Below are 11,488 nucleotides of genomic sequence, written 5' to 3' on the forward strand. Positions count from 1 at the left end.
ACCCGCAGCCAGGAGGATGCCATGCGCCGGGTGGACGCGTTTGCCCGCGAGGTCGAGGAGTGGGAGAACATCTTCATCCCGCTGTCCGATGGCGCCAGGCTGGCGGCCCGGGTCTGGCTGCCGAAGGACGCGGTGGCGGCACCGGTGCCGGCGATCCTGGAATATCTGCCCTACCGCAAGCGCGACGGGACGGTGCATCGCGATGCCCTCACCCACCCCTATCTGGCCGGGCACGGCTATGCCTGCCTGCGGGTGGACATGCGCGGCAATGGCGACAGCGACGGGATCATGGAGGGCGAATACCTGCCCCAGGAGCAGGACGACGCGCTGGAGGTGATCGCCTGGCTCCGCCGGCAGCCCTGGTGCACCGGCCGGGTCGGGATGATCGGGATTTCCTGGGGCGGGTTCAACGGGCTGCAGGTCGCCTGGCGCCAGCCGGAGGGGCTGGATGCGGTGATCTCGCTCTGCTCCACCGACGACCGCTATGCCGATGACATCCACTACAAGGGCGGCTGCCTGCTCTGCGAGCAGCTCGGCTGGTCGTCGACCATGCTGGCCTACAGCTCGCGGCCAGGCGATCCGCTCATCGTGGGCGATAAGTGGCGTGCGCAGTGGCTGGAGCGGCTGGAACGGGAGCCGCACCTGGCGTCGGTCTGGATGGAGCACCTGACCCGCGACGCGTTCTGGAAGCACGGCTCGATCTGCGAGGACTACGGCCGGATCCGGGTGGCGGTCATGCTGGTGGGCGCCTGGGCGGACAGCTACCACGACCCGGTGCCGCGCATGCTGACCCACCTGACGGCCCCCAGGCAGGCGATCATCGGGCCGTGGGTGCACAAATACCCGCATTTCGCCGTACCGGGCCCGCGGATCGGCTTCCTCCAGGAGGCCGTGCGCTTCTACGACCGCTACCTGAAGGATTTGGACAACGGCGCCGACCAGGCACCGGCGCTGCGGGCCTATCTGATGGACAGCGTACCGCCTGCCACCCAGTACGAGCATCGTCCGGGGCGCTGGGTGGCGGAGGCGGCATGGCCCTCGCCGGGGATCACGACCGTGCCCCTCCATCTGGGCCGGGGTCGGCTGAGCGAGGCACCGGAGCCGGCCGAGCCCGTGTCGATCTGCTCACCCCAGACCGTGGGCCAGGCGGCCGGGGAATACTGCCCGATCTGGCTGGGTCCGGAACTGCCCGGCGACCAGCGCATCGAGGATGGCGGCTCGCTCCTGTTCGACGGCCAGGTCCTCCAGGACGACCTCACCATCCTGGGCGGGCCGGTGCTGGAGATCACCTTCCAGGCCGACCGGCCGCAGGCCAACCTCGCCGTGCGCTTATGCGACGTCGCGCCGAACGGGGCGTCGGCCCGGGTGACCTATGGCGTGCTCAACCTCTGCCACCACACGAGCCACGAGCACCCGGAGAAGCTGGTGCCCGGTCAGCGCTACCGGGCCCGGATCGAGCTGGACGAGGTCGGCTATCGCTTCCCGGCCGGGCACCGGCTGCGGCTCGCGGTCTCGACCGCCTACTGGCCGCTGATCTGGCCGTCACCCGAGAACGCCACCGTCACGCTGGCGCTCGAGGAGTGCCGCCTGCTCCTGCCGGTCCGGCCGCCGCGCGCCCACGACCCGGCACCCTCCTTCGCCGAGCCGGAGGCGGCCGCACCGCTGGAGGAGATCGTCCATCGCCCGGCCACCAACCGCCGCGTGACCACGATCGATGCCGCCACCGGCATCCAGCGGCTGGAGATCGTGGACGATTTCGGTGAGTTCGAGATCGTGGCGCACGGGCTGGTCACCGGCAGCATCGGCCGGGAATGGTACGAGATCCATCCCGACGACCCGCTCTCCGCCCGGATGCGCACGCACTGGACCGAGACCTCCCGGCGCGGCGACTGGCAGGTGCGCACCGAGAGCTTTGCCAGCATGCAGGCCGACCGGACCCATTTCCACCTGACCGCCCGGGTCGAGGCCTATGAGGGCGACCTTCTGGTGTTCACCAAGGAGTGGGCGACCAGCCACGCGCGCGGCTGCGTCTGACGCCGGCCCCAGGACAGGGGGCCGGCGCCATTCCGTCGCTCAGTCGGCCGGGAGGGTGAACTCGACCCGGCGGTTCTGCGGCTCGCGCACGCCGTCCTCGGTCGGGACGCGCGGCCGGGTCTCGCCGTACCAGGTGACCTCCATGGCCTCGGCAGGCACGCCCATGGTGCCCAGGACCTGGGCCGCGTTCTTCGCCCGCCGCTCGGAGAGCTGCAGGTTGTAGGCCTCGGTGCCCGACCGGTCGGCATGGCCGGCCAGCACGATCCGGGGCGACTGGCCGCTGCGGTAGGCGGCCGCGACCTCCTCCAGCACGGTCTGGCCGACCGGGGTGATCGTGGCGTCGTCCCAGGCGAAGAACACGATGAAGGCCTGCTCCTCGTCGCCGTCCAGCGCGGCATCGACCCGGTCCCTTGCGTCCTCGAAGCGCTTGCGGCACTCCGCGACCTGGTCGAGCCGCCCGGCCTCCGCACCCTCGAACCAGCAGTCCCAGGCGACCTGGGCGCTGGCGGCATCCAGCGGCGCCAGCTTGCGCGCATTCCTCTCGAAGGCGTCGAGCAGCCGGGCACGGCCGGTCGCCAGCGCGCCATCGGCATCGGTGCCGGCGGCACGGTAGTCCAGCCCGTCCGGCATCACGACCTGGTCCGGTACCTGCGCCAGCCCCTTGGCCGAGGCCACCGCCTTGCGCAGGAAATGGTCCTCGTCGCCCTCATCGTCGTGCTCGCCGATGGCGTCGGCGAGTTCCAGGTAGCCCACCCGGAGCTGGTCGTTGAAGGCCGGCCCCTGCGGGACCATCCGGCGCACCGCCTCGATGTCGTATTGCTTGAGGTAATAGTCGTCGAGGCCGGCCGGGTTGAGCGTGCCGAAATGGGGAGCCGGCGCCTGGGTGCAGCCCACGGCGACCAGGCCCAGGCTCGTTGCCACCAACAGACGCGCGCCGTTCAGCATCCTGCACCTCTTCCAGTCACCACCCTGCCGGCGGCGGGTTCGACAAACGCTGCTTGCCGCAGGCGACGTCCGGTCATGCTGGAGCATGGCGCCACCGTTGCCGCGCGGGGGTTGCCGCGCCGGCGACAACAGGACAGGCGGGCGATAGCATCAAGACTTTCCACCATTGCGCGGAGACGGCGAAACCCACGGTGTTGCAGCGGAGCCGCGCGCGGCTCATCCCGGACGCCGCAACGCTGCCAGATGCGCGTCCATGAAGGCTTCCGCCCGGTCGAGCGTCGTCGCCAGCGCCTGGACCCGCTCTGGCGTGACGCCGTGCGCTTCCGCATCCAGCGCCAGGACCGCCACTTCCCTGGCGCCGAAACTGGCCGAGGCCCCTTTGAGCGAATGGGCGGTGCGGCTGGCATCGGCGCCGTCGCGCGCAGCCCTGCCCAGCTCGGCCAGGTAGTTGCGGGCGGTGGCGAAGTAGAGGACCGCCAGTTCCTCGAACAGGTCCGGGTCGTCGCCGGCGAACTCGCGGAGCCGGGCCAGGTCGACCGGGTCGCCGTCCGGGCGGGCCGGCACCGGCTCCGCGTCCAGCACCGCGCGCAGCGTGGCCAGGAACGCGCCGAACTCCAGGGGCTCCAGGAGGCAGGCGCGCACTTCCGGCCGGTCCGGCGGCGCGGCGGCGACCCCCACCAGGATGGTCGGCACCGCCAGGCCGCCCGTATCGGCCTGGCGGGCACGGGTACCGGCGATGACCAGCAGGTAGGCGGCCGTACCGGGCGCCACGCCATCGGCGGCCTCGTCCACCTGGTAGCCCAGGCTTTGGAGGACATGGCGCACCAGCCGGCGGGTCGACGACGTCACCCCGGTCATGAGGATCCGGCGCGGCTCGGTAGATGCGTCCATGCTGAACTGGAACCCGTACGACCAACCGGGGGCGACGATGGCGGCTGGCAGCGCGACGGGTCAAGCGCGAAACTCGCGCACAGATTGAATTAACTGAGCTTTGTTCGCCTGAGCTCGATCTAGCCGCGCGCGCTGCGGGCGATGCCGCAGCGCCTGGCCAGCCGCGCCGCCAGCCCGGCATTGGCAACGATCAGCTCGCGGTTGAGCTCCACCGTCCTCCCCTCGGACAGCCGGGCCATGGCGGCGAGCAGGGCCGGGGTGGCGGCCTTGCCGCTGCGCTCCGCCTCCGGCACCGAAGCCCGCGCCTCGGCCACCAGCCGCGCCACCTCAGCGCCACTGAGCGCCAAGTTCGCCGGCGGCTGGGCGGCCAGCACCACCCCGGAGCCGAAGCCGAGCTCCGCCCAGGCGGACAGCCAGCGCTGCAGCGTACCCTCGTCCCAGACCGGCGCCACCGGCAGGCCAGTCTCGGCGGTGTAGAAGCCGGGCATCTGCTCGGTCTGCCAGCCCAGCACCGGGATGCCGAGCGTTTCCAGCCGCTCCATGGTGCGCGGCAGGTTCAGGATGATCTTCGCACCCGAGCAGACCACGACCACGCGGGACCGCCGGATCGCATCCAGATCGGCCGACACGTCGTCGCTCTGCTCGACGCCCTGGTGGACCCCGCCGATCCCGCCGCTCGCCATCCAGCCGATCCCGACCCGGGTCGCGACCTCCACCGTGGCGGCGACCGTGGTGGCACCGTTGCCGCCGTTCGCCATCACCAGCGGCAGCTCGCGCAAGGAGCATTTGGCAAAGCCCTGTTCCTTGGCGAACCGGGCGAGTTCGGGCTGGGTCAGGCCCACGCGCAGCGTGCCGTCCAGCACGCCGATCACCGCCGGCACCGCGTCCTCCGAGCGGACTGCGTCGGCCATCCGCAGCGCGGTCTCGAGATTGTGCGGCCAGGGCAGACCGTGGCTCACCAGCGTGGTTTCCAGCGCCACCACCGGCCGGCCGTTCTGCAGGGCGATGGTGATCTCGGCGGCGACTTCGATCGGCATGGTTGCGAGCCTCTCCCGACATCCGCATATCTGCCGCGGCCGGCTACCCAGAATGGGGAGCCGGATCGATTTCGAGGGGCATGCCGATGTCGTCGTTCGCTCGTCAACAGAAAGCACTGGTGGCCACCATGGTGCTGATCGCCGCCGCCGAGGGCGAGATGACCGACAGCGAGCTCGGCATGATCGGCCGGCTCGTCGCGACCTTGCCGGTGTTCCGCGACTTCGACCGCGAGAGCATCCCCGAAATCGGCCGGCACGTGGCGCTCGTCCTGCAGAAGGAGCGCGGGGTGAACGAGCTGGTGACCGAGATCCAGGCGGCGCTGGACCGGCCGCTGCGCGAGACCGCCTACCTGCTGGCCTGCGACGTCGCCGCGGCCGACGGGGTCGCCGGCCAGGACGAGCTCCAGGTGCTGGAGAACCTGCGCGACTGGCTGGAACTGGACAGCCTGGTGGCCGCGGCGATCGAGCGGGCGGCGGCGGCCCGCTATCGCAACCACCACTGACGGCGGCAGGCCTTGGCCGGCGAACGCGCGCACCCCGGCGGCTCCCGCAGGAGCTTCCCCTGCCCGGCCCCGGCCGACGGCGTGCTGCTGGCCCCGGCCGACGTGGCGCGGCTGGACCGCCTGGCGATCGCCGCCGGCACGCCCGGCAGCGTGCTGATGGAGCGCGCGGGCACGGCGGTGCTGCGCGCGATCCAGGCGCGCTTTGCCCGTCGTCCCGTGATCGTCCTTTGCGGCCCCGGCAATAATGGCGGCGATGGCTGGGTGGTCGCACGGCTCCTCCGGCAGGCGGGCTGGCCGGTCGAGGCCGTTTCCCTGGTCGACCCTGCGTCGCTGATGGGCGATGCCGCACTGGCATTCGCCGCCTGGCAGGCGCCGTGGCTCCCGGTCGAGGCAGCGCTGGAACGCAACCCGGGCCTGTGGGTGGACGGGCTGTTCGGGGCGGGCCTGGCACGGGACGTGACCGGCGCCGCCGCCGCGTTGATCGAGCATGTCCTGGCGCAGGAAGCGCCGGTGATCGCGATCGACATCCCGTCGGGCATCGACGGCGCCACCGGGGCGATGCGCGGCTGCGCGCTGCGTGCAGCACTCAGCGTCACCTTCGTGCGCAAGAAGCCGGGGCTGGTCCTGCTGCCGGGCCGCCTCCATGCCGGCCTGGTCGTGGTCGCCGACATCGGCATCGGTGCCGCTGAGCTGGACCAGGTCGCAGGCCCGGTCCGGATCAACCAGCCCTCGCTCTGGCGGCACCTGCTGCCGCGCCGCGACGCCCTGTCTCACAAATACCGGTTCGGCCACGCGGTGGTGGTGGGCGGCCCGGCCTCTGCCACCGGTGCCGCCCGGCTCACCGCCGTGACCGCCCTGCGCATCGGTGCCGGGGTAGTATCAGTTGCCAGCGACCCGGACGCACTGGCGCTCTATGCCGGGGAGAGTGCCGACCTGATCACCGTGCCCGTGGCGGACGAGGCGGCGCTCGACGGGCTGCTCGCCGATGAGCGGCGCAACGCGGTGGCGATCGGGCCGGCGGCCGGGGTCACCGATCGCACCCGGGCGCGGATCGACCGGCTGTTCCGGTCCGGCCGGCGGCTGGTGCTGGATGCCGACGCGCTCACCGCGATCGCACCTTGTACCGGCAGGCTGCCGGCGCAGGGCGAGGTCGTGCTGACGCCCCATGAGGGCGAGTTCCACCGGCTGTTCCCGGACCTGACGGGTTCCCGGATCGAGCGAGCGCGTCAGGCTGCCGCGCTCTCCGGTGCCGTGCTGGTGCTCAAGGGCGGCGATACGATCGTGGCGGCACCGGACGGGCGAATGGCGATCCTCGATCTCGCCGCCCCGGCGCTTGCGACCGCCGGTGCGGGCGACGTGCTGGCCGGGGCGATCCTGGGCCTGCTCGCCCAGCACATGCCGGCCTTCGAGGCGGCGGCCGCGGCGGTCCGGCTGCACGCCGAGGCCGGTGCGGCACTTGGGCCCGGCATGATCTCGGCGGATCTGCCCAGGACGATCGCCGGCCGACTTGCGCTGCACTGAGCACGCTGTGCCGGCGAACCGGACGGCCCGGCCCGTCACCCCCTGGTTGCCGACGGTTGCAGGCGTTACGCCCTTGGTCGCCGGCGACGCCTGGCCAGCCTCTCGCAGGCTGGCCGTGGCGGTCCGCCGGGGCTCGGGGGATGCGGGGTGGACGAAGTGAGCGAGGCCGGTCGCCTGCCGGGGGGCTCGAGGGCGGATCCGCCGGCCGCGACCCTGCCGGCCGCCGACCTGCAGGCCATGCTGGACGGCACCGCGCGGGCGATGCTGCTGGTGACCCGCCCGGACGAGGGGCGGCCGCATCCGGTGATCGTGTGGGCCAACCGAGCGCTGCGCCTGCTGACCGGGCTCGCCGACCACGAGTTGGCCGGGGCGCGCCTGCGCCGCCTGCGCGCCGGCGGGCCGGACGAGCCCGGCTTCGCCGCACTGCTGAGCGCGCTGGCGGCGGGCCAGGCCTGGACGGGCGAGCTGGCCCTGCCGACCAGGACCAGCGGCACGCTCGCGCTCATCGCCCAGCTCGAGCCCCTGGCGGATGGCCGCCATGCCCTGGTGACCCTGGAAGCGCGCCCGGCCGGGCGCGGCGAGCCGGGCGAGCCGGACCTGCCCGGCGCGGCACGGCTCCTGGGCGACCTGATGGGCGGCGGCCTGTACCGGTTGCGCGCCGATGTCGATGCCGGGCTGAAGCTGGAATGGGCGGATGCCGTGGTGGAGCGGCTGACCGGCTATCCCCTGCCTGAGCTCCTGGCGCGCGGCGGACTCACCGGGCTGGTGGTGCCCAAAGACCGCGCCCGGCTGCGCCGCCGCAACCTCGACCTCATGAACGGGGTCGCCACCGAGACCTGCTACCGCCTGCGCACCGCCGATGGCCGCGAGATCCGCCTGATCGACCGGGCGCGCCCGTTGCGGGCCGGCGGCGGCACCGCGGCCGCCGCCGGCCTGCCGGTGGATCGCGCGGTCGGCACGCTGCGGCTCGACCATGCCGGCGAGCCCGCGGGCCGTGGCGGCGGGCCGTCCGCCGACGCGCGGCTGATGGCCGAGCTGCTGGACGGGACCATCCTGCTGGTCGATGCCGAGCTGCAGCCGCTCTGGGTGGCGTCCGGCGGCGACGACGCCCTGTCGCTGGCGCTGGCCGATCTCGATGGCGGCTCGCTCGACGAGGTACTGGGCGAGGAACTGGCCGAGCAGTGGCGCGACCGGATCGAGCAGGCGCTGGTCACGGGCCGCCGGAGCCAAGCCGGCTTCCGCTGGCCGGTCTCCGGCCAGGCTTGGCATCTGCTCGCCGCACCCATGGGTCCCGAAGCGGCGCTGTTGGTGGTGCGGCCGCTGCCGGCCGGCCAGGACGAGCGGACGGGGGAGCCGCCCCAACCCGGCTTCGCCGCCGAGGAGGAGCCGTTCCTGCCGCTGGTCCTGGAACATGTCTCGGACGGCGTGCTGGTGCTGGGCGAGGACGGGACCGTGCGCCGGGCGTCCCGCGCTGCCGAGCGGATCTTCGGCCTGCCGGCGAGCGAGCTGCACGGGCGCAGCGTCACGAGCCTGTTCCAGCCGCAGGAGCGGCAGCCGGCGCCCATGGCCGAGGCACCCGGCCGGTTCGAGGAGCGTGCCGCGGTCCGGGCCGCAGGCGAGCTGGTGCCGGTGGAGGCCGCGACCATGTGGCTGCCGGGCGAGCTGCCGGGCAGGGTCCTGATCGTGCGCGACATGACCCTGCGCAAGCAGACCGACGCCACCATCCGCAACCTCGCCTATACCGACCCGCTCACCGGCCTGCCCAACCGCCTCCTGTTCCTCGACCGGCTGGAGCAGGCGATCGAGCGGGCCAAGCGCAACCGCCAGGAGCTGGCGGTGATGGTGGTCGACCTCGACCGCTTCAAGCTGATCAACGAGAGCCTGGGCCTGGACAAGGGCGACCGGGTGCTGCGCGCGGTGGCGATGCGGATCGGCAACTCGCTGCGCAAGTCCGACACGGTGGCCAGGCCCGGCAGCGACGAGTTCCTGGTCCTGGCGCTCGCGACCGACGGTGCGGAGGGTGCCGGCAAGGTCGCGCAGAAGATCCTGGACAGCCTGCAGGCCCCCTTCCAGATCAATGGCGACGAGCCGACGGTGACGACCTCGATCGGCATCGCCCTGTTCCCGCATGACGGCGACGAGCCGGACCAGCTCCTGCGCAATGCCGGCACTGCCCTGGCGCGGGCCAAGGAGCAGGCCTCGCACAGCTACCAGTTCTACACGACCGACATGAATGCGAAGGCCTACCAGCGCCTGGTGCTGGAAAGCCGGCTGCGCAAGGCGGTCGAGCGGGGCGAGCTGTCGCTGCATTTCCAGCCGCTGGTGGACCTCCTGGAGGAGCGCATCGTCGGGGTGGAGGCGCTGTTGCGCTGGAACAGCCCGGAGCTGGGCTTCGTGCCGCCCTCGGACTTCATCCCGATCGCCGAGGAAACCGGGCTAATCCTGCCGATCGGCGAGTGGGTGCTGCGCCAGGCGGTGGCGCAGATGCGCGAATGGCATGCCGACGGGCTGCACGGCCTGCGCATTGCGGTGAACATCTCCGCCCGCCAGTTCCAGGCCCGCGACTTTGTAGCCAAGATCCGCCGCCTCCTGGGCGAGACCGGCTTTCCCGGCCCGTTCTTGGAGCTGGAGCTCACCGAGAGCTCAATCATGCGTGATGTCGAGGAGACCGTGCACCGGCTGCGCGAGCTGGCCGAGCTGGGCGTGCGGGTCACGGTCGACGATTTCGGCACCGGCTACAGCTCGCTGGCCTATCTCAAGCGCTTCCCGATCGGGGCGCTCAAGATCGACCGCTCCTTCATCGCCGACGTCACCACCGATGCCAACGACGCGGCGATCGCCCGGGCAGTGGTGGCGCTGGCCGAGACCCTGAAGGTCCGGGTGGTCGGCGAGGGCGTGGAAACCCGGCAGCAGTTCGAGTTCCTGCGCGCACTGGGCTGCAACGAGGCGCAGGGCTACCTGATCGGCCGGCCGATGCCGGCCGCGGACGCGCTGGTATGGCTGCGCAATGGCGGGCGGATGGCCTAGCCGGGCGGTTCCTCAGGTGCCGTCGTCGAGTTCCGCAGCGGGTGCCGAGCCGGCGACGCAGCGGCCGATCGAGCCCTCCGCGCAGACGGTCACGCCATCGATCCAGGTAGCCCCGGACAGGTCGGCGCGCAGCAGGTCGGCCCGGTCCATGATGGCGCGGGTCAGGTCCGCCCGGCGCAGCTTCGCGTCGTAGAGACGCGCATTGCGCAGGTCAGCCCCCACCAGCGACGCCTCGTCCAGCACCGCATTGGTGAAGTCGGCACGCCGCAGCTGGGCTCCATCCATGCGCACGCCCGTGAGCTCGGCGCTGAGGAACTTGGCCCCGTCCACGCGCGCCCCGCTCAAATCGGCGCCGCTCAGATCGGCCCGGTTGAACAGCGCGTTGCGCAGATCGGCACCGGCGAGACTCACCCCGCGCAGGTCCTCCCCGCCCAGCATGCAGCGGCGCCATTCGACGCCCGGGCCGGCGGCATCGGCGCAGCCGGCCTCGGCGCCGACAGGCAGCATCACGACGGTGGCGAGCAGAAGCAGGGCTGCAGATTTCATGTCATGGACATGGTGGCAGACTGAGCATCTATCAATCGCTCAGGTGGTGCTGCCGGCATCGCGACCGGCTCGAAAATCGGCCCGAAGCTGTCCCGCAAGGCGCGATCGACCGCGGCGAAGTCGGCCGGAATGCCCAGTGCCGCCAGTGAGGTGACGCCATGCTCCGCGATCCCACAGGGCACGATCCCGCCGAAATGGCCGAGATCCGGGGCCACGTTCAGCGCGATGCCGTGATAGGTCACCCAGCGGCGCACCCGCACGCCGATCGCCCCGATCTTGTCCTCGCGGCCGTCCGGATGGGCCACCCAGATGCCGACCCGCCCCTCGCGCCGCTCGCCCCGGACGCCGAACCGCGCGAGCGTCGTGATGGCCCACTCCTCCAGCCGCGCCACATGGGCACGCAGGTCGACGCCGCGCCGCTGGAGGTCCAGCATCACATAGGCGACCCGCTGCCCCGGGCCATGATAGGTCCAGCGCCCGCCGCGGCCGGTCTGGTAGGTGGGGAAGCGCGCTGGGTCGAGCAGCTCGTCCGGTGCCGCCGAGGTGCCGGCAGTATAGAGCGGCGGATGCTCGACCAGCCAGACCAGCTCGTCCGCCCCATCCTCGCGGATGGCGCGGACCCGCTCCTCCATCGTCGCCACCGCGTCCGGGTAGCTCACCAGCCCGGGTGCCACCCGCCATTCGAGCGTCAAGGCCCTCTCCTTTTGCGCGTTATCGTCGGCCTGCCGGTTTTCGCTGCTCGCCGTGTCTTGCGGCCCCGGTCGTGACCGACTATACCGCGCGGCGCCGGCAGCCGATAGGTTACGGCTTCCCCAGCGATGTGCGGTCGTGGCGGAATTGGTAGACGCGCAGCGTTGAGGGCGCTGTGCCCGAAAGGGCGTGGAAGTTCGAGTCTTCTCGACCGCACCATCTCTCCCCATCTCATGAACGATTCCAGGCGGACGCCAGGCGCTTCCTGAGCTGGCCGGCCTTCGGGCTTGCCGG

8 protein-coding genes, 1 tRNA gene and 1 pseudogene are annotated in these 11,488 nt (G+C 72.1%); 5 read left to right on the forward strand and 5 right to left on the reverse strand.

The genetic code is table 11. The annotated features are described in order from the left end of the window. Window positions 1-21: 21 nt before the first annotated feature. Window positions 22-2,034, forward strand: coding sequence for a CocE/NonD family hydrolase (locus HLA95_RS10785; RefSeq protein WP_191060764.1), 2,013 nt, complete (start codon window positions 22-24; stop codon window positions 2,032-2,034). Window positions 2,035-2,073: 39 nt separating this feature from the next. Here HLA95_RS10785 and HLA95_RS10790 read toward each other — a convergent pair whose 3' ends face one another. The 3 genes from HLA95_RS10790 to HLA95_RS10800 all read right to left on the reverse strand — a co-directional run bounded on the left by HLA95_RS10790 (window position 2,074) and on the right by HLA95_RS10800 (window position 4,907). After that, the gene (locus tag HLA95_RS10790) at window positions 2,074-2,955 is read right to left on the reverse strand and encodes an OmpA family protein (protein ID WP_223861618.1); all 882 of its coding nucleotides are present in this window, start codon (window positions 2,953-2,955) and stop codon (window positions 2,074-2,076) included. A gap of 240 nt (window positions 2,956-3,195) precedes the next feature. Further along, complete coding sequence (locus HLA95_RS10795) at window positions 3,196-3,870, reverse strand: Hpt domain-containing protein (RefSeq protein WP_222183283.1); 675 nt, start codon at window positions 3,868-3,870, stop codon at window positions 3,196-3,198. 119 nt (window positions 3,871-3,989) lie between these two features. Then, window positions 3,990-4,907, reverse strand: coding sequence for a pseudouridine-5'-phosphate glycosidase (locus HLA95_RS10800; RefSeq protein WP_222183284.1), 918 nt, complete (start codon window positions 4,905-4,907; stop codon window positions 3,990-3,992). Window positions 4,908-4,993: 86 nt separating this feature from the next. Between HLA95_RS10800 and HLA95_RS10805 the strand changes: the two genes are divergently transcribed. The 3 genes from HLA95_RS10805 (at window position 4,994) to HLA95_RS10815 (ending at window position 9,958) form a co-directional block, all read left to right on the forward strand. Further along, window positions 4,994-5,410 carry a tellurite resistance TerB family protein gene (locus HLA95_RS10805; RefSeq protein ID WP_191062481.1) on the forward strand — a complete coding sequence of 139 codons (417 nt, stop codon included), beginning with the start codon at window positions 4,994-4,996 and terminating at the stop codon, window positions 5,408-5,410. A gap of 12 nt (window positions 5,411-5,422) precedes the next feature. Further along, window positions 5,423-6,931 carry an NAD(P)H-hydrate dehydratase gene (locus HLA95_RS10810; RefSeq protein WP_255591788.1) on the forward strand — a complete coding sequence of 503 codons (1,509 nt, stop codon included), beginning with the start codon at window positions 5,423-5,425 and terminating at the stop codon, window positions 6,929-6,931. Between the two features lie 147 nt (window positions 6,932-7,078). Next, window positions 7,079-9,958 carry a bifunctional diguanylate cyclase/phosphodiesterase gene (locus HLA95_RS10815; RefSeq protein ID WP_222183285.1) on the forward strand — a complete coding sequence of 960 codons (2,880 nt, stop codon included), beginning with the start codon at window positions 7,079-7,081 and terminating at the stop codon, window positions 9,956-9,958. A 12-nt stretch (window positions 9,959-9,970) separates the two neighbouring features. Here the strand turns inward: HLA95_RS10815 and HLA95_RS10820 are convergent, their stop codons facing one another. After that, a complete protein-coding gene (locus HLA95_RS10820; RefSeq protein ID WP_191061434.1) occupies window positions 9,971-10,504 on the reverse strand; it encodes a pentapeptide repeat-containing protein in 534 nt (177 codons plus the stop codon). Then, window positions 10,501-11,250, reverse strand: a pseudogene (lipB, locus tag HLA95_RS10825) (lipoyl(octanoyl) transferase LipB); the annotation flags it as partial. The pseudogene lipB and the gene HLA95_RS10820, both read right to left, overlap by 4 nt. A 76-nt stretch (window positions 11,251-11,326) precedes the next feature. Between lipB and HLA95_RS10830 the strand changes: the two are divergent. Continuing rightward, a tRNA-Leu gene (locus tag HLA95_RS10830) sits at window positions 11,327-11,413 on the forward strand. Window positions 11,414-11,488 lie beyond the last annotated feature (75 nt).

It is taken from the genome of Geminicoccus harenae (assembly GCF_019800005.1).
Taxonomy (GTDB): Bacteria; Pseudomonadota; Alphaproteobacteria; order Geminicoccales; family Geminicoccaceae; genus Geminicoccus; species Geminicoccus harenae.